21 protein-coding genes are annotated in these 19,879 nt (G+C 36.2%); 2 read left to right on the forward strand and 19 right to left on the reverse strand.

Going from position 1 to position 19,879, the window contains the following annotated elements; all coding sequences use genetic code 11:
* Positions 1-50: 50 nt before the first annotated feature.
* From M0D58_RS03510 to atpB, 18 genes are all read right to left on the reverse strand, one after another.
* The gene (locus M0D58_RS03510) at positions 51-1,517 is read right to left on the reverse strand and encodes a T9SS type A sorting domain-containing protein (RefSeq protein ID WP_248393625.1); all 1,467 of its coding nucleotides are present in this window, start codon (positions 1,515-1,517) and stop codon (positions 51-53) included.
* 112 nt (positions 1,518-1,629) lie between these two features.
* Positions 1,630-3,009: a dipeptidase gene (locus M0D58_RS03515; RefSeq protein ID WP_248393626.1), complete on the reverse strand. Its 1,380-nt coding sequence runs from the start codon at positions 3,007-3,009 to the stop codon at positions 1,630-1,632.
* A gap of 273 nt (positions 3,010-3,282) precedes the next feature.
* Positions 3,283-3,585, reverse strand: coding sequence for a hypothetical protein (locus M0D58_RS03520; RefSeq protein WP_248393627.1), 303 nt, complete (start codon positions 3,583-3,585; stop codon positions 3,283-3,285).
* Between the two features lie 135 nt (positions 3,586-3,720).
* On the reverse strand, positions 3,721-4,866 hold the full coding sequence (locus M0D58_RS03525; protein ID WP_248393628.1) for a class I SAM-dependent methyltransferase: 1,146 nt from the start codon (positions 4,864-4,866) through the stop codon (positions 3,721-3,723).
* A gap of 35 nt (positions 4,867-4,901) precedes the next feature.
* Positions 4,902-5,288 (reverse strand): GxxExxY protein, encoded by a 387-nt coding sequence (locus M0D58_RS03530; protein ID WP_248393629.1) that lies wholly within the window; start codon positions 5,286-5,288, stop codon positions 4,902-4,904.
* Between the two features lie 91 nt (positions 5,289-5,379).
* Positions 5,380-5,820 (reverse strand): DinB family protein, encoded by a 441-nt coding sequence (locus tag M0D58_RS03535; RefSeq protein ID WP_248393630.1) that lies wholly within the window; start codon positions 5,818-5,820, stop codon positions 5,380-5,382.
* The gene (locus M0D58_RS03540) at positions 5,820-6,971 is read right to left on the reverse strand and encodes a methylmalonyl-CoA mutase family protein (protein ID WP_248393631.1); all 1,152 of its coding nucleotides are present in this window, start codon (positions 6,969-6,971) and stop codon (positions 5,820-5,822) included. The genes M0D58_RS03535 and M0D58_RS03540 overlap by 1 nt, the downstream gene beginning before the upstream one ends.
* A 108-nt stretch (positions 6,972-7,079) precedes the next feature.
* Complete coding sequence (locus M0D58_RS03545; RefSeq protein WP_248393632.1) at positions 7,080-7,436, reverse strand: FtsB family cell division protein; 357 nt, start codon at positions 7,434-7,436, stop codon at positions 7,080-7,082.
* Positions 7,437-7,440: 4 nt separating this feature from the next.
* Positions 7,441-8,055, reverse strand: coding sequence for a uridine kinase (udk, locus tag M0D58_RS03550; protein WP_090000790.1), 615 nt, complete (start codon positions 8,053-8,055; stop codon positions 7,441-7,443).
* Positions 8,056-8,175: 120 nt separating this feature from the next.
* Positions 8,176-10,020 carry a T9SS type A sorting domain-containing protein gene (locus M0D58_RS03555; RefSeq protein ID WP_248393633.1) on the reverse strand — a complete coding sequence of 615 codons (1,845 nt, stop codon included), beginning with the start codon at positions 10,018-10,020 and terminating at the stop codon, positions 8,176-8,178.
* 120 nt (positions 10,021-10,140) lie between these two features.
* Positions 10,141-10,446, reverse strand: coding sequence for an ATP-dependent Clp protease adaptor ClpS (locus M0D58_RS03560; protein ID WP_248393634.1), 306 nt, complete (start codon positions 10,444-10,446; stop codon positions 10,141-10,143).
* 22 nt (positions 10,447-10,468) lie between these two features.
* The gene (locus M0D58_RS03565; protein ID WP_248393635.1) at positions 10,469-11,827 is read right to left on the reverse strand and encodes a hemolysin family protein; all 1,359 of its coding nucleotides are present in this window, start codon (positions 11,825-11,827) and stop codon (positions 10,469-10,471) included.
* A 105-nt stretch (positions 11,828-11,932) separates the two neighbouring features.
* Positions 11,933-12,796: an ATP synthase F1 subunit gamma gene (gene atpG / locus M0D58_RS03570; RefSeq protein WP_248393636.1), complete on the reverse strand. Its 864-nt coding sequence runs from the start codon at positions 12,794-12,796 to the stop codon at positions 11,933-11,935.
* 73 nt (positions 12,797-12,869) lie between these two features.
* The gene (gene atpA, locus M0D58_RS03575; RefSeq protein WP_248393637.1) at positions 12,870-14,447 is read right to left on the reverse strand and encodes a F0F1 ATP synthase subunit alpha; all 1,578 of its coding nucleotides are present in this window, start codon (positions 14,445-14,447) and stop codon (positions 12,870-12,872) included.
* A gap of 18 nt (positions 14,448-14,465) precedes the next feature.
* Positions 14,466-15,005 carry an ATP synthase F1 subunit delta gene (atpH, locus tag M0D58_RS03580; RefSeq protein ID WP_248393638.1) on the reverse strand — a complete coding sequence of 180 codons (540 nt, stop codon included), beginning with the start codon at positions 15,003-15,005 and terminating at the stop codon, positions 14,466-14,468.
* Between the two features lie 2 nt (positions 15,006-15,007).
* Positions 15,008-15,502 carry a F0F1 ATP synthase subunit B gene (locus M0D58_RS03585; RefSeq protein WP_248393639.1) on the reverse strand — a complete coding sequence of 165 codons (495 nt, stop codon included), beginning with the start codon at positions 15,500-15,502 and terminating at the stop codon, positions 15,008-15,010.
* 97 nt (positions 15,503-15,599) lie between these two features.
* Positions 15,600-15,818 (reverse strand): ATP synthase F0 subunit C, encoded by a 219-nt coding sequence (locus M0D58_RS03590; protein WP_055858794.1) that lies wholly within the window; start codon positions 15,816-15,818, stop codon positions 15,600-15,602.
* A 49-nt stretch (positions 15,819-15,867) separates the two neighbouring features.
* Positions 15,868-16,986, reverse strand: a complete 1,119-nt coding sequence (atpB, locus tag M0D58_RS03595) for a F0F1 ATP synthase subunit A (protein WP_248393640.1) — start codon at positions 16,984-16,986, stop codon at positions 15,868-15,870.
* A gap of 460 nt (positions 16,987-17,446) precedes the next feature.
* On the opposite strand from atpB, the gene ffh reads away from it, so the two are divergent.
* A complete protein-coding gene (gene ffh, locus M0D58_RS03600) occupies positions 17,447-18,808 on the forward strand; it encodes a signal recognition particle protein (protein WP_169230723.1) in 1,362 nt (453 codons plus the stop codon).
* 38 nt (positions 18,809-18,846) lie between these two features.
* Positions 18,847-19,125, forward strand: a complete 279-nt coding sequence (locus M0D58_RS03605) for a TM2 domain-containing protein (RefSeq protein WP_248393641.1) — start codon at positions 18,847-18,849, stop codon at positions 19,123-19,125.
* 89 nt (positions 19,126-19,214) lie between these two features.
* Here the strand turns inward: M0D58_RS03605 and M0D58_RS03610 are convergent, their stop codons facing one another.
* Positions 19,215-19,859, reverse strand: a complete 645-nt coding sequence (locus M0D58_RS03610; RefSeq protein ID WP_248393642.1) for an OmpW family outer membrane protein — start codon at positions 19,857-19,859, stop codon at positions 19,215-19,217.
* Positions 19,860-19,879: the final 20 nt, after the last annotated feature.

Raw genomic sequence — 19,879 nt, forward strand, 5'->3', positions numbered from 1 at the left:
AAAAACGCCCCGTTTGGAGCGTTTTATAAGTACTAATATTTGTCAGTATTTTATTTTTTAATGAATTTCTGAGTAGAAGTTCCTTCTTTAGTCTCTACAGTAATTAAATACGTTCCTGTAGAAAGAGATCTCACATCAACCTGCGAACCGTTCATTTTAACTTCAATTTTTCTTCCAGTCATATCAACCACAGAAACTGCATTGATTTTTGAATCGGTTTTGATGTTTAGGATGTCAGATGTTGGGTTTGGAGAAATTGATAAGAAAATATTGTTGTGAGTAGTTTCTTTGGTTCCCAAAACAGATGTTAAACTAAATGTATCAAGCAATAATGCTGTTGCTGTAGTTGCAGCAGTTGCAGCAGTTTCATTGCTAAATATCAGGTAATAAATTCCGGTGGTAGGAACTGTAAAACTTGCAGATCTCTGTACATAGGTTAAACCATTAACAGTTATCGCTGTACCAATTTGTGTCGCACCGGTTAAGCTTCTTGTTGTGTTATAATACAGTTTTAATGTCATAGGCACAGTACCACCAGCAGTAGTTAATGCATATAATCTTGTATAAAAATTAAAGTTATTTGCATTACCAGCCTGAAGACTTAAAGCTCTAGAATAAAGTTGTGAATTACTAGCTGTAGTTGATGTCGTTGTATAGAAGAAACCATCCGCTGTATGTGCTAAAACCTCAGCAGTCGGATCAGTTGGATCATCTTCAGAACGAGACCAGCCACTACCTGAGAATCCATCAGATAAATTAGGAGCATCAAAGCTGTTAGAATATGGAGTGGTCTTCGCTAAAAATAATGAAAAAGGACCTACCCAAGCGCTCTGAGTCGCACCACAATTACTTCTGATATAATAACTTAGATTTTGACTTGATGGTAAACTATTTAACTGCGCACTGTTTGTTGTTGAATTAACAGTTGTACCAGCTCCTAAAGTAAAGCCGGAAAGACCATGCTGAACATCATATGAACTAGGATTGCCTATCGCTGCGCCCCAACCTAATGTGGCTGAATTTAAAGTGATCGCCGTAGGTGAAGTTACACTAAATTCATTTGGTCTTATACAACTTGAAGCATTAAACGTCAAAGACCAAGAAAATCCTGCTGTGCTCCATCTATTATCCCATTGAATATAATAAGTTGTTCCTGAAGCAACCGGAAAAGTAACCGATGATTTGTAATTTGTAGCACTTACATCATCATTTCCGCCATAGCAGGCAAGTGCTGCACAGGTACCCGATAAAATTGAAACCCTAGTATCAGTACTTGCAGGATTTGCTGCTAAGTCTGAAGAAACTGTAACTTCTCCATTAGCCGTCGCAGTATATTTATACCACAACGCTTTAGGGGTTGCTGGGTCTCCATTGGGAGCACAAGTCCCTACATATGTACCAGTTATTGTAGGTGCTGTATAAGTACCTGCTGTTACCGTAGTGGCTGTGGCGCAGGTTAACTGAGCATTTACCAAATGGGTCATCCCACCAAGTAAAACTAATAAAACTTTTTTCATAATACTTATTTAAAATTATTACTGTAAATATAAATTTTCCTGTGATTCCAAACAAATTTTATTTATAAAAATAAAAAATCCTTAAGAATAGTACCTTAAGGATTAATATTTATTATTTGGAATAATTCTCAAAAAACAGCGGTATACTCTCGATTCCTTTATAGAAATTGAATAATCCGTAATGTTCATTTGGTGAGTGAATTGCATCAGAATCCAATCCGAATCCCATTAATACCGACTTCGCTCCCAACACCTGCTCAAACATGGCGGTAATAGGAATACTCCCACCGCCTCTGTAAGGAAGAACTTCTTTTCCGAAAGCAGTTTCCATAGCGTGTTTTGCAGCCATAAATTCTTTTGTATCAGTTGGTAAGACATACGGCATTCCTCCGTGATGCGGCGTAACTTTTACCTTTACATTTTCCGGAGCTATTTTTTTAAAATAATTTGTAAATTTTTCGGTAATTTCTTCGGGAGTCTGATAAGGGACAAGACGCATCGAAATTTTAGCAAAAGCTTTTGATGGAATTACCGTTTTGGCACCTTCGCCTGTATAGCCGCCCCAGATTCCGTTGCAGTCTAATGTTGGACGAATAGATGTCCGTTCCAGTGTAGTATACCCTTTTTCACCTTCCACACCGTTCAGTCCGATTGATTTTTTAAATTCTTCAGGATTGTCTTTCAATTTGTTCATATCATTTCTGTCGGCATCTGAAACTGTTTCTACGTTGTCATAAAAACCGTCAATAGTGATATGCCCGTCTTCATCAATAAGTCTGGCAATCATTCTTGAGAGCACGTGGATAGGATTTGGAACTGCGCCGCCGTATAATCCCGAATGCAGATCTCTATTAGGCCCCTCCACTTCTACTTCCACATAGCTTAAACCCCGTAAACCTGTTGTAACTGTTGGCTGTTCATTGCTGTAAATATGAGTATCGGAAATTAAAATACAATCACAGGAAAGTTTTTCTTTGTTTTCGTTTACAAAATCTCCGAGACTTACCGAACCTACTTCTTCTTCCCCTTCCAGAATAAATTTAACATTACAGGGAAGTGTATTGGTTTTCATCATGGCTTCAAATGCCTTGAGGTGCATGAAAAACTGTCCTTTATCATCCGCAGAACCTCTTGCAAATATTGCTCCCTCAGGGTGAAGTTCCGTTTTTTCAATATAAGGTTCAAAAGGAGGTTTTTTCCAAAGTTCCAAAGGATCAGCCGGCTGTACATCGTAATGTCCATATACTAAAACGGTCGGCAGATTTTTATCTAACATTTTTTCCCCGAAAACAATAGGATATCCTTTGGTCTGACAAACTTCCACATGATCAGCACCAGCATTTTTAAGATGTTCTGCCACGACATCTGCACATTTCAAAACGTCATCTTTATACGCAGGATCTGCAGAAATAGAAGGAATTCTCAGTAATTCAAACAATTCATCTACGAAACGTTGCTTGTTTTCGTTGATGTAATTTAATGTCTCTTGCATTGTAAATTATTATTTTGTTAAAAGTAAAAAATTTGCCCCGCCGGAACAAACAAAAACACATAATTTTCCTCAGGTATACAGGTGGTTTATGCAGACCAGCATCCTTAAATCTTATATAAAAATTATTAATTCACTAAATAATTGCTTTCAAAGCCTAAGAAATTTTAGGAATGTTTTTACTTTGCGGCGGCTTCGCCGCCGCAAAGTAAAAACAACAATGCAAAAAAATGTCCCGCGCATATGCGCGGGACATTTTTTATTTTTACTAATAAATTAGTGTTCAGCTTTTGGCGTCTGAGAACCTTCCGGTATCGGAGTAGCGTCAGAATGCTTATTATCTTCTTCTTTATGCTTCGGAGCACCTGCAGTATCTGTTTTTGCAGGAGCTTCATGTCCGTCGTGTGCATCTCCTCTGTATTCAGAAAGATTATCCTGCTCGCCACTTGTCTGTTCGTCATCAGAGTATCTTTCCACGCCTTCCTCAAGTTTGATAACTTTTTTGTTACCTCCTGCCTGGATCTTTTTACAGCTTACCGCAACAGTAGCAAGGGCTAAACATATAACTAATTTTTTCATATGGAAAATTTATTTTTTAAAGATATATGAAATCGCATTACTATAGCCATGTATCTTATTTCAGCCGTCAGCGATTGCATGCTTATTTTTTTAATTGCCCAAAATTAAGAAATCTTGTATTTTACAGCAACATTTTTAGACTGATTTTAAAATTATTTTGCCTTTTTTGGATTGCGTAAAAATAAGATACTTTTCACCTCCATCTTTTAGGCTGTATTTTTTTTTAATCTCTTCCGGTTTTAGAGGATAATTTTTTGAAATAATATTATACTGGCTTTTCTTTTGGATCTTTTTGGCATCAACAATTTCCATTTCAAATACTCTTCCGGGAAAATCATTTATCTGCGAATCAGAAGTATAAATATGAGTATTTGGATGAAGCTTTTTCAGGCCGTTTTTACAAGAAATAAGGTTAAAAATACCTGCTTTTAAAATGGCATTATTAGGGATATAGATATATTTTTCGGGCTCCCCATACTCTGCATGAGCATTTTCTTCATCTCCAACTGTAAATTCAAAAACAGGATCATCACTTTCGAGATTTACACAATGGCAGGAAATTGTATCATTTTTTTGACCGGATAAGAAAACAACAATTTCTTTTACATCATTTTTAACCGCAATAACGTCGATCCTGAAAATATTTGGTAAAACAGACACCAGATATTTCAAATCTATTAACGGAGAAAGTTTAATGACAACCTTTTGAGCAGAAGACAATAGTCTTTGCTGAATAGCCAGAATATCGGGCGAAAGATCTTCCAGCAGGAAAACTTTATTTTTATTGCTGTCTCTGCGCGCCGGATCAAGATAAATCACATCAAATACCTCTTTATTTTCCTTGAGAAAATCTTCAAGTTTCTGATTAACAAAAGTTGCTTTTTTTCCTAAAATATTCCAGTTATTGCGTACAATTTCAAGAAGATCCGGGTTTTGCTCTATTAATGTGATTTCCTTAAAATTTTCAGATAAATGATAAGCATCAATCCCAAATCCTGTAGTCAGATCAATAAATTTTTCACCCTCCAAAAGTCTGGATTTATATTGAGCTGTCTTTTCCGACGAAGATTGTTCTACGTTAAGCTGTGGCGGAAAAATAATACCTTCTTTTAACAAAAAAGGAAACTTTTTCTGTGCTACCTGTTTTCCTTTGATCTGCTGTACAATCTCGTGCATAGAAACTCCCGGAAATGGTGATTTTTTCAATAACAAAGTGTGTAAATCTGTATTGAGATTTGCGTTGATATAGTCCTGTATGTTCTGATCTAATATTTTAACCACAGATTTCTCAGATTTGCACAGATTTGTAATATATTTTAGTAATCTAAATTTCCGTTTATTTTCCTGAATATGCTTTTTGCTATATAATCTGTATAAAAATTCACTAAAATACCTAATTTAAGATCAGTGAGCTTTAGATAAGTCAATAACTGCTGATGATGAATATTTTTAATTTCTGTTATGGCTTTTACTTCAATTATTACTTTATTTTCAACAATAATATCAGCAATAAAACCCGAATCTAGAAATGTATTCTTATATTTTATTTTCATGGGGACCTGTGATTTTACGGTTAAACCGTTGTTTTGAAGTTCCTGAACTAAAACATTCTCATAAACTTTTTCCAGCAAACCCGGCCCCAATTCATTATACACAGAAAAAATACATTTTCTGATATAAAAACTAATTTCGTTTTCTTTCATTATCAAATGTGTTTTATACTATAATCTGTGCGAATCTGAGAAATTTGTGGTCGTCAAAAAAACTAAGATTTAACAGTTAAGCTGCACTAATTCATCTTTTATAAAAAATATAATCCGTTAAGATTGGATCTATTCCGTTTTGTTTGAGTAAGGAATTGATTTGTCCACGGTGATAAGTAGAATGATTAATGGCCTGAAAAAGCATTTCAAAAACGGTATTTTCAAAATTTGTACCTTTGGAATTCTGGTAATTAATTTTTTGATCCAGATTAAAATTATTGATGATTTCAATACTTTTCTCAAAATTGTATTGATTTATTTCCTCCAGCATTTCAAAAGGATTAATCTGCCATACTTCAAATGTCTTTTCTCCTAAAATTCTTGAATTCCAGATTTGCTGAGCATTTAAAATATGATTAATGAGACTTATTGTCTTTTCATCAACTTTCTCAATATTTTCACCAATAACTCTGATCATTTCGCTATTAAAGTGAAAAGTGTACTCAAATAAATCAATAAGTTTTTCTTTCATTATTCAAACATTTGAGCCCATCTTACAGGTTTGATTTCGCTCTCATGATAAAGGTCTTCGGCAGATTTTTTAACATCCAATTTTGGGTATAAATTAACGCCGATCAGCTTTATTTTTCCATCTTCCACCCATTTCTGTTCTTCCAGAGCATGATCATAAATCTGTTTCTGGATAATTCCTTGTTTTATAAGTTCAAGGTAACCGCCGGCTTCCTCGATTTCAACAAAATAATTCCAGGACTTTTCTGCGATCTGACGTGTAATATCTTCTATAAAATAACTTCCGTTAGAGGCATCTTCGAAAACGTTAATGATACTTTCATAAGCAAGAACAATTTGTTGTTTAAAGGAAATTTCTTCTGAGTTTTCTGTTGATCTGTCCACCAAATAATTGTTGCTGAAAACAGCATCTGCTCCACCGATCATTGCCGAAGCAAGCTCCAGGGTAGAACGGATCAGATTATTCTCATTATCCGCAACCGCTTTATTTCTCAAGGATGTTTCTGCGAAAATGTACGGAATTTCATCAACATTATATTCTTTAGAAAGTTGATTAAAAGCAAGCTTGAAAGCTCTTAATTTAGCCATTTCAAAGAAATAGTTTGCTCCTATTGCAATTCTGAAAATCAGTTTATGTAAAATTTCCTGACCATAAATTTCTATCAGTTCCTTGGTTTTTGCCAACGCAATTCCCAGTTGCTGATAAATGGACGCTCCTGCATTCTGATGAAGAGATATATCAATGCATATATTTCTTTTAAATTGTTTTGCCAGTAATTCTTTAACCAACTGATCATTGATCAATGTTTCTTTTTCATCAAAAACATCAATTAAAGAAAAGTATTGATCATCTTCTTTAGGACTGATGTGTCCTGCAAGATCAATATTATCAATAAAAATAGTCTTCTGTACAAGATTTTCTATATTATGATCCAAAAGAAATGCATACACATCTTCTTCAAGGCTTTCATGATACCTGGCCACAAGATGGGTATTTTCTTCAACTTTCGGAAGATTGATCAATGGCTGCGGAATTTCATCATAGAAAGGTTTTACAGTAATTCCTTCTAAATTCTCTTTAGTAAGAACAGAATAGATATCTTCGGTCTTAAGTTGTTTCTTAACTAAGTTTTCCCAAGCTGTGTTTGACATGGATAATGAATTGGATTATTGTGAATGATCAACAGTGAATTTGCTTTACAAGCGAACTTTTAACCTGACAGCAAAGCAAATTGACAATTTCACTTATTGACTTTAAAATTATTTTTTCGCTATGTTGGTACTGTCTACTACGAGAATAAAAATTTCCTCATTCGGTTTTTTCATGAAATAATTTTCTCTGGCGTACTTTTCTTTTTCAGATTTATTATTCATCAGCTTTTTATAAAATGCATCATTTTTTTCGTACTCGGTTTTATAATATTGAAGCTGTTCTTCGTATTTACTGATCTCGCCATTCAGCTCATTGATTACCAGAAATGAGGTTTTATCGAAAAAAATCATCCAGACCAAAAACAGGCAGATCGTAATGGTATATTTATTCAGCAGATATTTCTGAATGAATTTAAATGTTTCCGATTTCGGCTGAATGTCTTTGATAAGTTTGCTTCCTTTCATTGTCTTAATGTTTTCTCAGAGAATTTTTGATCACAGTCGTTAAAAAATCAATGGCTACGGAATTTTGCCTCATATTAGGGATAATAAGATCCGCTTCGTTTTTGGAAGGCTCAATGAATTCCTGATGCATCGGTTTCAGAGTTGTCTGATAACGGTGAAGCACTTCATTCAGGTCTCTTCCCCTTTCCTGGGTATCCCTTCGTATTCTCCTGATCAATCTTTCATCGGAATCGGCATGTACAAATACTTTAAGATCAAATTCCTTTAAAAGTTCTTTATTTGTGAGAACAAGAATTCCTTCCACTACCAATACGTTTTTAGGCTCTACAGTAACATGGTCTCCGGTCCTTGAATGGGTTACAAAGCTGTAAATCGGCTGCTCAATAGGCTCGTTGTTCTTTAAAGCTTTTACATGTTTTATCAATAAATCAAAGTCAATAGACTTAGGATGATCATAATTTAAAGCTTCTCTTTCTACTAAGGTAAGATTATGATTATCATGATAATAATTATCCTGGGAAAGGATGTTCATTCCTTCAATATCAAGCTGCTGTATTATTTTGTCAACAACCGTAGTTTTGCCGGATCCGGTGCCTCCTGCAATTCCTATTACAAGCATTCTGTTTGTTTCTTTATAGTTTTTACAAATATACTATTTTAGTTGAATGCAAATAAAATAATGCCGACTGAATTATTCAAAACAAAAAATCCGATGTATGATAACACCGGATTTAAATTTTTATTTTTTGATGAATTTTGTTGACAATTCCAAACCTTTTATCCTAAGAATATAGTCTCCGACTGCCAAATGAGAGACGTTGACCGTATTTCTTCCGTTGGCTATGGTTGTTTCTAATACCTTTCTTCCTTCCATATTGAAGATTTCAACTTTTTCTTCCTTGCTGATCTTCATGGAAATATTCAAAACCTCTGAAACCGGGTTCGGATAAATGGCAATGATTTCTTTTTTAGAAAGATCATCTACGCTTAGCTGACATGAATAAGCCGGCAGTGTATATCCTGCAGCTGTAAATTCTGTGGTGATCTGGTCAATATCATTACAATTAAATCCAAATGTTCCCAGCATATCAATTGCAGCCTGTCTTACGGCAATTGCAGCATTCTGCTGATTGGTATTGGAAGTGGTAAGGCTTAATCCTTCAAGAAATGCGCGATCTGTTTTTTGTTTTCCTATAGCATCATAAATTCTCATGAGTGCAGAGGCCCAAATTTGCCCATCCGTATGGATAGAACCGGTTAACCCGCCCGGATAAATTGCGGCATAATCTGTAACCCTTCCGTCCCAGAAAGGATTGTGTCCATCCCAGCTGAACATCCATTGATAAGCTGCATCAGTGGGCTGCCACTGGTTAAGGCTTCTGCTGTATGATTGCGCCCAATAGTCTCCACAACCTTCACTCAAACCGTTAACCTGTGAAAGATTTCCGTTGGTAAGCCAGTCGTGAATTCCGTGACCGAGCTCATGCAGAATAACATCTGCATCTTCAGCATCGTCTACGCCTCCTTCCCCGAATACCAGAATCTGGCTATTGGGATCATAATGTGAATTGTCGGCACCACCTTCTCCATGCGGGTCAAATGCAAGAACACCATTGTTCATAACCGGAATACATGGGATTCCCAATGTTACATTAATATAACGAAGATTGTTGTCAAGATGCCAGTAGGCGTTGGCTGCTTCAAATCCATCCTGATTTCTGTTAAATAAAAATTGGTTGCTCGTTTGGGTAAAAAGCCCTTTGTTAGGTGATTCCAGTTCTTTGATCTCTGCATAAGTACCTTTCAGCTTGTATACACCTGCTGTCAGCTCCAATTCAGGAATTGTAACTAAAGTTCTAGCCGCGTCCAGACTCGCATTTGTAGCATCATTTCCGTCTACATATTGTCCGCCGTAGGCAACATGCATTTTAGATAAAGGATCCGGATTAAAGATGTACGCAGAACCTGTTACCAGAACATTTTTCTTAACTTCTTTCTGTTTTTTATTTTTTTCAGGCTTTTCTTTTTCCTTATGTCGAAAAGCAATGTCTTTCACACTGATTACTTCACCTGTTTTTGCATCAATTATCGTTTCCCAGCTTCCCGGATTTTCATATGAACTTGTAAGAACACGATACACCAGCTTTGTTTCCCCCTGCTCTGTAAGGTATACAAAAAGCTTAGAGTCTTCATAAGTGATATCTCCTTTTGAATGAGAAGCAATATGCGCTTTTTTCAACGCATCTACCGATGAAATAGAAGGGTTAATATCTATCTGCTGAACATTTTTTTTGAAACTTTCAGTAGCTGTATAGCTGATCTGGCCATTTTTATTGAAATGCATCACAATTTCTGACTGAAAGACAGGAACATTCCCCATCATCTGCTGAAAACGGAGCGTTTCTCCAGAATTTCCTTTTCTCACATAGTTTAATTTCAATGTGCTGAAATCCTGAAGCCCTATACTTCTTGAATTTTGAGTGATCCAGTTTCTTGCAGGATTTTCCAATGATGACTGCTGACCGTATAAAGCCGTACATGACAATAGGCAGCCAACAAGCAAAGAGTTAATTTGTAATTTCATCTAAATTTTTATAATTAGCGGCGACAAGTTACAAATTTTTGATAAATTTTTATGGATCTGGCAAAAAATCTATAGATTTTTTATAAAAGAAGAGCTTCGGCATTTGCCGAAGCTCTTCTTTTATAAAATTTCACTGGTTAATTCTCTTGAAAGTAACTTTTCGTGCATTGGTTTCAGCAGATCCAGAGAACCCGTTTTTACGGTACATTTGCCTTTAAAATGGACAAGAATTGTACATTGTTCTGCTTGTTCCAGAGTGTGTTTGCAAATCTCAATCAGGCAATCAATTACATAATCAAATGTATGAACATCATCGTTATGTAAAACCAGTTTATACACTTCATCCGTATCGTCCAGTACAAGCACCTCCTCTTCATACTGCCGTTTCGGATCTTCGTAATCTCTGATGCTGTTAAAAAAAAACATTACAATTTTATTTAAGGTTAAATCAGACCTCGCCTATTTTTTCAGCCAGATCATTTATAGTATTTGGTTCTTCGTACACCAGCTCTACCAACTCTACACTTTTATTATTCATTTTTAATATTTTAAAATGATAATTTTCGAGATCGAATTCCTGGTTTTCTTCCGGGATATCTTCTAAAGCATGAAGAATAAATCCTGCAAGGGTATTGTATTCGCTTTCTTCCGAAAGAGGAAGTTTTTTAGGTATGAATTCGTTGATTTCGTCAAGTGGCTGGGTAGCCTGTACCCAATAGGTATTCTCTCCTATTTTATCAACAATTTTTTCTTCATCATCTTCTTCATCCTGAATTTCACCTACCAGTTCTTCCAGAATATCTTCAAGGGTGATAATTCCTTCCGTACCTCCGAATTCATCTATCACAATGGCAAGATGCTGTTTTTTTTGTTGGAAAATTTTAAGAAGGTCTGAAATCTTTTTACTTCCTACCACAAAAAATGCATCACGCATCAGATCTTTAAGATCATCATGGCTTAGTTCACCTTTTCTTTTAACAAATTCCCTGATAATTTCTTTGGTATAAAGAATACCAATCACATTGTCAATAGAATCAACATAAACCGGAATTCTGGAATATCCACTCTCCATGATTTTGTTGATGATTTCATTCACATCCTCTTCAAAATCGATAGAAGTAATATTTTGCCGTGGCACCATGATCTGCTTGGCAGAATGATCTGTAAAATCGAATGCATTCTTGATGATCTCATAATTCTCCTCTTCAATTTCTCCGCTGTCCGCACTCTGCTTTACCAAAAGCTGAAGTTCTTCGGTAGAGTGTATTTCGTGTTCGGAAGCAGGGTGAATTTTTACCAATCTTAAAAAAGTATTGGACATTAAGTTCATCAACCAGATAAATGGCTTGAAAACAGTGTAAAATACTCTTAACGGAATAGCCGTTGCCATTGTGGTAGATTCCGATTTCCGGATGGCAATAGATTTAGGAATAAGTTCTCCGAAAACAATATGCATAATTGTGATAAGAACGAAACTGGTGATTACGGAAATTGAGGTAATCGTTGTTTCGGTGAGATCAATATTAAGAGAGCTGAAAATATTTTCAACAATATGATGTAATGCACTTTCTCCTACCCAACCCAGGGCAAGGGAGGCCAAAGTAATACCAAGCTGTGTTGCGGAGAGGTATTCATCAAGATGTTTGATGATATGCTCTGCCTGCTTTGCCATAGAGTTTCCTTCTGCGGCTTTTAACTGGATTTGTGAGTAACGTACTTTAACAATTGAAAATTCTGCGGCTACGAAGAAGCCATTTAGTAAAACAAGTAATAAGGCCAGCAAAAGCCTGACTATGTCCGAATCCATTTAGAAATTGTATATAATTTATTGTACAAATATATACAAAATAAAAATAACAAAAAAAGCATCGTGGTATACGATGCTTTAATAAATATTTGTATGAAATATCTTTTAAGAGTTTTTCAAAGCTTCTGCTCCGGAAACGATCTCCAGGATTTCGTTTGTAATTGCAGCCTGTCTTGCTTTGTTATAGAAAATTACAAGATCATTTTTCAGAGCCTGTGCATTATCTGTTGCTTTGTGCATGGCCGTCATTCTCGCACCGTGTTCAGAAGCTACTGAATCAAGAATTGCTTTGAAAACCTGAGTCTTGATCGATTTAGGAATCAGATTATCCAGAATCTCAGTTCTGTTAGGTTCAAAAATATAATCTGTTTCTACCTGAGGTTCTGTATTTTCCGGCATAGAAATCGGAAGAAGCTGTTCTGTTGTTACTTCCTGGGTAGCAGCGTTGACGAATTTATTATAAATTAAATATACTTCATCAAATTTACCTTCTTTGAAACTAGTCATTACTGCTTCCGTAACGTGAGATACTGTATCGAAATTAAGGTTATCGTATACAGAACTTGCGTTGGAATATACCGTACGACTTCTTCTTACAGCATCAAAAGCTTTTTTACCTACAGGAAGAACTTCAATTTCATATTGAGAATTATTCTTAAACTGTGCATTAAGCTCTTTAACAATAGATGAGTTAAAAGCGCCGGCAAGACCTCTGTTTGAAGTAACAGCGATGAAAAGTATTTTTTTCACCTCTCTTTTCTGAGCATACACAGAAATCTGATCAGGATCTGAACTTGAATTTACATTCTGGATAAGCTCCTGCAGTTTTTCAGAATATGGTCTCAGCATTACGATAGCGTCCTGTGCCTTTTTCAGTTTCGCTGCGGAAACCATTTTCATAGCACGGGTAATCTGCATCGTAGATGAAATTGACGTAATTCTGCCTCGTATTTCTTTTAAGTTTGCCATTATTTTGGTTCAAGGTTTAAGGTCTAAAGTTTAAGGTTTAAACATAATAATTTAAACCTTAAACATTGAATTTTTAGTTATATTTAGAAGCTAAATCATTAGCTGCCTGCTTAAGAACGCTCGTGATTGAGTCATCGATTTTTCCAGCTTTGATAGCAGCCATCGTTTCAGGGTGCTTAGATCTCAGGAATGCGATATACTCGATCTGGAATTCTTTTACTTTTCTGATAGGAACGTTTCTTAATAAATTCTCCGTTCCTGCGTAGATCATCGCTACCTGGCTGTCTACAGGAAGTGGAGAGTTTACCGGTTGTTTAAGAATTTCTACGTTTCTTTCTCCTTTAGAGATTACTGCTAAAGTAGCAGCATCAAGATCAGAACCGAATTTAGCGAATGCTTCCAATTCTTTATATTGTGCCTGGTCAAGTTTCAATGTACCAGATACTTTTTTCATTGATTTAATCTGAGCGTTACCTCCTACTCTCGATACAGAGATCCCCACGTTGATCGCAGGACGTACCCCTGAGTTGAATAGATCAGATTCAAGGAAGATCTGTCCGTCTGTAATAGAGATTACGTTGGTTGGGATATACGCAGAAACGTCACCAGCCTGAGTTTCGATAATCGGAAGCGCTGTTAATGAACCTCCCCCTTTTACGATTGGTCTTAAAGACTCAGGTAAATCGTTCATCTGGCTTGCGATATTGTCATCAGCGATTACTTTCGCAGCTCTTTCCAATAATCTTGAGTGAAGATAGAAAACGTCTCCAGGATAAGCTTCACGGCCCGGTGGTCTTCTCAATAGTAGAGAAAGCTCACGGTACGCAACCGCCTGTTTAGATAAATCATCGTAAACGATCAATGCCGGTCTACCCGTATCTCTGAAGAACTCCCCGATCGCAGCACCTGCCATTGCAGAATATACCTGCATTGGAACCGGATCTGATGCGTTAGCCGCAACGATTACCGTATATGCTAAAGCTCCTTTATCAGAAAGTGTTTTTACGATTTGTGCTACAGTAGACGCTTTTTGTCCGATAGCTACATATATACAATATACAGGCTTCCCTGCATCATAGAATTCTTTTTGGTTGATGATCGTATCGATCGCAACAGTGGTTTTACCCGTCTGTCTGTCACCGATGATAAGCTCTCTTTGCCCTCTTCCTACAGGAATCATAGAGTCAATAGCAACGATACCTGACTGTAAAGGTTCAGTTACCGGCTGTCTATAAATAACTCCGGGAGCTTTTCTTTCCAATGGCATTTCGTATAAATCCCCAGTAATAGGACCTTTACCATCGATAGGGTTACCAAGAGTATCCACTACTCTTCCTAACATTCCTTCTCCTACTTTGATAGAAGAGATTCTGTTTGTTCTTTTTACTGTATCTCCTTCTTTTACCAATTTACTTTCACCAAGTAGCGCAACACCTACGTTGTCTTCTTCAAGGTTCAGTACAATACCTTCTACATCACTAGAAAATTTCACCAACTCTCCGTATTGTACGTTTTCTAACCCGTATACACGAGCAATTCCATCACCGATGGTTAAAACTGTACCTACTTCCTCAACGTTTGATTGAGTATCGAAGTTGGCCAATTGCTGTTTTAAGATCGCAGATACTTCTGCCGGATTTATTTCTGCCATTGTATGGTTGTTTTTTCTTTAATTTAATTGAAAATCTTTTTTAACTTTATTAAGCTTAGATCTTACTGAAGCATCTACCTGCTGATCTCCCACTCTTAAAATGTATCCTCCTAAAATTTCAGGTTTTACATTTACAATAAGGTCGAATTTTGAATTGGCGTTCACTAAATTGGTAGAACCCAAAATCTGATCAATATTCTCTTTGGAAAGTGGAGTTGCTGTTGTAAGTACGACTCTCTGTACTCCGTTGATATCTTCAACTTTGTTGATGAATTCCTGAGCGATATTTTTCAGCTGATTTTCTCTTCCGTGTCTGATTACCAAAGTAATGATATTCCTGGAAGATGCCGATAAACCTTTAAAAATTTCGTTTGCTACTTCTACTTTCTTTTTAGAATCGATGTAAGGGGTAAGGAAGAACTTTCTTAAATCCTCAGATTCAGTCATGATCTTTACTACATCTTTCATTTCAGAAAATACAGTAGCCGTTTGCCCTGATTCGTTGGTGAAATCAAGTAAACCTTGTGCGTATCTTTTAGCTACTTTAGATGTAAGCATTCTTAGTTAAGGTTTGATTTGTTTAAATAATTCTGAACCAATTCGTTTTGAGCTTCGCTGTTGTCAAGCTTTTGCTTAAGGATAGATTCTGCGATATTTATGGATAATGTACCGATCTGAGTTTTGATATCTGCCATGGCAGCATTTTTCTCAGCATTGATGGTTTGTTTAGCCGCTTCGATCATTTTATCTCCTTCAGCTTTAGCAACATCTTTAGCCTCACCTACGATTCTATCTTTAATTTCTCTTGCTTCTTTAAGGATAGCATCTCTTTCGATTTTCGCCTCACGAATGATTCTTTCGTTATCCTCTTTTAAAGTTTCCATTTCTTTTCTTGCCAATGTAGCTTGATTAAGAGCATCAACAATAGAAGTTTCTCTGTCGTTGATTGCATTAACAATCGGTTTCCAAGCGAATTTTGCAAGAAGAAACAATAGGATAACAAAAGTAAGGGTCATCCAAAACAAAAGTCCAATTCCAGGTTCTATAATTCCCATATCTGTAAATTCTTTTTTTTAATCGTTATTATGGATTTTTTAAAATTCCTAGCAGCCAGCCAACCGCTCGGCTGCTAAGAAATGTTTTTGAGGATAATTACTTGATGAAAGCACCAAAGATAATCGCGATAAGACCAGCACCCTCGATAAGACCAGCAGCAATAAGCATTGCTCCTTGAATCTTTCCAGCTTGCTCAGGTTGTCTTGCGATAGCATCCATAGCGTGACCACCGATTTTACCGATACCCATACCTACTCCAAGTACAGCTAAACCGATACCTACGTAAATTAATCCTGCTCCAGTTGTGATGTCCATAATAAATAAATTATATTAGTTAAAAATTATTTTAATATTTTTCTTTTAATTAGTGAGCGTGCTCTTCGTGACCGTGCTCATGTTCGTGCTCTGCTACTGCGATACCGATAAATAGAGCGGACAGTACCGTGAAGATATATGCTTGCAGTGCCGCTACCAATAATTCCAATACAGAAACAAATAATGCTAATGGTACAGATGCAAATCCTAAGAACGGAGATCTGAAAATGAAGATTAGTGAAATAATCGCCAGGATCATAATGTGTCCCGCTGTAACGTTAGCGAAAAGTCGCATCATCAAGGCGAAAGGTTTTGTAAAGATCCCGATAATCTCAATTGGAACCATAATTGGGTACAATAAGATTGGAACCGGCGGCATGAAGATATGCTTCCAATAATCTTTATTAGCACTGAATAAAGTAATCAATAAAGTAATGATTGCTAAAACTGCAGTAATTGCGATGTTCCCTGTAAGGTTGGCACCGAATGGAAAGAAAGGAATCAATCCGAATAAGTTATTAAACCAGATAAAGAAAAATGCGGTTAATAAATAAGGCATATATCTTTTGTATTTAACAGATCCTATATTTGGTATTGCTACCTCGTCTCTTATGAATACAATTACAGGCTCTAATAATTTCCCTGCACCTTTTGGCAACTGAGATTTTTTATAGTTTCTTGCCATCCCCATGAAGATCACCGTCATGAAAATTACCGAAAGAAACATTGACGCTGCATTCTTTGTAATTGAAAGATCAAAGAACACTTCATTTGCTTTTTGTTTTCCGCTGATTATTGAAAACAGAGTAGCTTTCTGAATACCTTTAGTTGAAACAACCTGTCCTTCCTCTAAAGTATACCCGTCATGCTCATGACCGTGAGCAATACTCTTTGAAAGAAAAGTGTGCCATCCTTCATTATCTTTAATAATCACAGGAAGCGGAACAGACACATGATGCTCTTCACCGTTATCATCTTTTGTAGTCCATAAATGCCATTCATTTGAATCACCGATGTGTTCCATGATCATTTTAGTAGCATTAAAACCTTCTTTCTGCTCTATTTTTTCCGCCGGCTCTTCGCCTTCAGAAGTATGTTGAGCAATCGCTAAACCGCTCACAAACACAAATAAAAATGCGAAAAACAATGAAGAAATCTTTCTATTCATATCTCTTTTTTAATCGTGTGCAAATATATCGATTTTATTAAACTTTACCAATATTAAAAATTGATTTTTATCATCAAAAAAACTAAGATTTATTAATGAGTTTTATTATCGGTATATATATAAGGAGTGATGCTATTATAAAACATATCACTATAAATAGAAAATTTTCTTTTGTTTTCTCTATAATAATTAATGAAACAATGAGCCAGATAATATCTTTTGATATATTGATGGCTAAAAATTTCATTCCCGCGTCTGATTTTCTATACATATATTTTTTAAAAATTATAAAAACGCTAATGTTTAAGATTGAAATCAGCAGGATAATGATTAAACTATCGATAAAATTCATTCCACAAAAATAGAATTATAATTTTGATACATTACAAATCTCTTTATCTATATATTAATATATACTAAAAATTTGCTTATTTTTGCAAACCTATAATTTACAATACATATGTTTAATAGTTTACAGGATAAATTAGACAAAGCGCTACATAATATTTCAGGACGTGGAAAAATCACGGAAATCAACGTTGCGGAAACCGTAAAAGAAATTCGTAGAGCATTGGTGGATGCCGATGTTAATTATAAAGTTGCAAAAGATCTTACGAAAAGAGTTCAGGATAAAGCACTGGGACAGGATGTTCTTACATCGCTTACTCCGGGACAGCTGATGACGAAAATCGTTCACGACGAATTGGTAGATCTTATGGGGGGCTCCCAGGAAGGAATCAATCTTTCCGGAAAACCATCTGTGATTCTTATTGCAGGGCTTCAGGGTTCTGGTAAGACAACATTCTCCGGAAAATTGGCCAATTATTTAAAAACAAAAAGAAATAAGAAACCTCTTTTGGTAGCATGTGACGTGTACCGTCCGGCTGCGATCGACCAGCTGAAAGTATTAGGCGGACAGATCGGTGTTCCTGTCTTCACGGAAGAAGGTTCTATGGATCCTTCAAGCATTTCTCAAAACGCCATTAATTTTGCTAAATCAAACGGTCACGATGTGGTGATTGTAGATACCGCTGGTCGTTTGGCCATTGACGAGCAGATGATGAAGGAGATCAAAACCGTACACTCTACCATTCAACCAAACGAAACACTATTCGTTGTAGATTCCATGACGGGTCAGGATGCGGTGAATACGGCAAAAGCGTTCAATGATACTCTAAATTTTGACGGGGTTGTTTTAACGAAATTGGACGGTGATACCCGTGGTGGAGCAGCTTTAACAATCCGTTCCGTAGTTGAAAAACCGATTAAATTCATCTCTACCGGTGAGAAAATGGAAGCACTGGATCTTTTCTATCCGGAAAGAATGGCAGACAGAATCCTGGGAATGGGAGACGTTGTTTCCCTGGTAGAAAGAGCACAGGAACAGTTTGATGAAGAAGAAGCCAAAAAGCTTCATAAAAAAATCGCCAAAAACGAGTTTGGTTTTGATGATTTCCTGAAACAGATCAATCAGATTAAAAAAATGGGGAATATGAAGGATTTGATGGGAATGATTCCGGGTGTAGGAAAAGCGATCAAAGATGTGGAGATCAGCGATGACGCATTCAAACATATTGAGGCAATCATCTACTCCATGACTCCAGAAGAAAGAAGAAAACCTTCTATCATCAATACACAGAGAAAAAACAGAATTGCCAAAGGTGCCGGAAGAAAAATTGAAGATGTAAACCAACTGATGAAGCAGTTTGACCAGATGGGTAAAATGATGAAGATGATGCAGGGACCTCAGGGAAAACAGATGATGCAGATGATGAGCAAAATGCCGAATATGCCTGGAATGGGCGGAATGTTCGGTAAATAAGCACGCCAAATTAAATCAAATCAATTAAAAATATTTTTATGGAAGTGTACGGAAACAATCAGGGTAATTATAATCAGCCTTACCGGTCTGAAAAAAAAGTAGCCGCCGGTATTCTTGCTATCCTTTTGGGTGGTCTGGCTATTCATAAATTTTACCTGGGATATACAAAAACGGGAATCATTCAGCTGATTTTAAGTCTTGTAACCTGCGGTACTGTTGGCGGACTTATCGGTTTAATAGAAGGGATCATTTATCTTACGAAATCCGATGAGGAGTTTGACAGAACTTACGTTCAGAACCAGAAAGAATGGTTTTAATTTTAAATAAAAATATAAAAATGCGGCTCAAATTTATTGAGCCGCATTTTTTTTCACTCTGTCAAAGTTTCGATCTTTGACAACGTTTTTTATTTATCAGATTTCTGAGCTTTAGCTTTAATGAAGTAAGAGAAGCCTGCATTCACTCCGAAAGTGTTTCTTGTTGTTTTATAATCAATTCCGGAATAAGTTTCTTTATTATAGAACTGATCAAAGCCAAGACCTAAATTAATCCCCAAAGATTGGGTAGCCATATAGGTAACTCCTGCTTTCGCTTTCCATGCAAGACCATCCGTTGTTGTATCACCTGACCAAAGCAAAGGATCTGCAATAGAATTGGAAATATTGAATTTTGTTTTAGTAGATGCATATCCGATTCCCGCTCCTACAAAAGGGAAAAATTTGCTGTCTGTATTAAAATAGTAAGTAGCAGTCGGCATAACGGAAAATGTAGATAAAGTCACTTTACTCCCATCATTTTTAGTAGTATTCGAATCAAAACCTAAATCAATTCCTACTGCCAATCCGTCGATAACAAAATATCCAACAGAAGGTGTAATTGAAAAAGAGCTGACTTTAGTTTCATCATATTTCGTTCCGTTTACCTTAGTATTGGTGTTAATACTGTTGAAACCCATTCCTGTGTTTCCGCTGATTACCCAATCTCCTTTTGTCATTTGAGCGTTGGAAAGCCCGAAAAGTGCAACTGCACCTGCAAGTAATAGTTTTTTCATGATTTTTTAATTTAAAAAGT

This window comes from Chryseobacterium nepalense (assembly GCF_023195755.1).
Lineage (GTDB): Bacteria > Bacteroidota > Bacteroidia > Flavobacteriales > Weeksellaceae > Chryseobacterium > Chryseobacterium nepalense.

Excerpts from the sequence above, each read along its gene's own strand:
- M0D58_RS03510 (WP_248393625.1), bottom strand. The coding sequence starts at position 1,517 with ATGAAAAAAGTTTTATTAGTTTTACTTGGTGGGATGACCCATTTGGTA.
- M0D58_RS03515 (WP_248393626.1), bottom strand. The coding sequence starts at position 3,009 with ATGCAAGAGACATTAAATTACATCAACGAAAACAAGCAACGTTTCGTA.
- M0D58_RS03520 (WP_248393627.1), bottom strand. The coding sequence starts at position 3,585 with ATGAAAAAATTAGTTATATGTTTAGCCCTTGCTACTGTTGCGGTAAGC.
- M0D58_RS03530 (WP_248393629.1), bottom strand. The coding sequence starts at position 5,288 with ATGAAAGAAAACGAAATTAGTTTTTATATCAGAAAATGTATTTTTTCT.
- M0D58_RS03535 (WP_248393630.1), bottom strand. The coding sequence starts at position 5,820 with ATGAAAGAAAAACTTATTGATTTATTTGAGTACACTTTTCACTTTAAT.
- M0D58_RS03540 (WP_248393631.1), bottom strand. The coding sequence starts at position 6,971 with ATGTCAAACACAGCTTGGGAAAACTTAGTTAAGAAACAACTTAAGACC.
- M0D58_RS03545 (WP_248393632.1), bottom strand. The coding sequence starts at position 7,436 with ATGAAAGGAAGCAAACTTATCAAAGACATTCAGCCGAAATCGGAAACA.
- udk (WP_090000790.1), bottom strand. The coding sequence starts at position 8,055 with ATGCTTGTAATAGGAATTGCAGGAGGCACCGGATCCGGCAAAACTACG.
- M0D58_RS03555 (WP_248393633.1), bottom strand. The coding sequence starts at position 10,020 with ATGAAATTACAAATTAACTCTTTGCTTGTTGGCTGCCTATTGTCATGT.
- M0D58_RS03560 (WP_248393634.1), bottom strand. The coding sequence starts at position 10,446 with ATGTTTTTTTTTAACAGCATCAGAGATTACGAAGATCCGAAACGGCAG.
- M0D58_RS03565 (WP_248393635.1), bottom strand. The coding sequence starts at position 11,827 with ATGGATTCGGACATAGTCAGGCTTTTGCTGGCCTTATTACTTGTTTTA.
- atpG (WP_248393636.1), bottom strand. The coding sequence starts at position 12,796 with ATGGCAAACTTAAAAGAAATACGAGGCAGAATTACGTCAATTTCATCT.
- atpA (WP_248393637.1), bottom strand. The coding sequence starts at position 14,447 with ATGGCAGAAATAAATCCGGCAGAAGTATCTGCGATCTTAAAACAGCAA.
- atpH (WP_248393638.1), bottom strand. The coding sequence starts at position 15,005 with ATGCTTACATCTAAAGTAGCTAAAAGATACGCACAAGGTTTACTTGAT.
- M0D58_RS03585 (WP_248393639.1), bottom strand. The coding sequence starts at position 15,502 with ATGGGAATTATAGAACCTGGAATTGGACTTTTGTTTTGGATGACCCTT.
- M0D58_RS03590 (WP_055858794.1), bottom strand. The coding sequence starts at position 15,818 with ATGGACATCACAACTGGAGCAGGATTAATTTACGTAGGTATCGGTTTA.
- atpB (WP_248393640.1), bottom strand. The coding sequence starts at position 16,986 with ATGAATAGAAAGATTTCTTCATTGTTTTTCGCATTTTTATTTGTGTTT.
- ffh (WP_169230723.1), top strand. The coding sequence starts at position 17,447 with ATGTTTAATAGTTTACAGGATAAATTAGACAAAGCGCTACATAATATT.
- M0D58_RS03605 (WP_248393641.1), top strand. The coding sequence starts at position 18,847 with ATGGAAGTGTACGGAAACAATCAGGGTAATTATAATCAGCCTTACCGG.
- M0D58_RS03610 (WP_248393642.1), bottom strand. The coding sequence starts at position 19,859 with ATGAAAAAACTATTACTTGCAGGTGCAGTTGCACTTTTCGGGCTTTCC.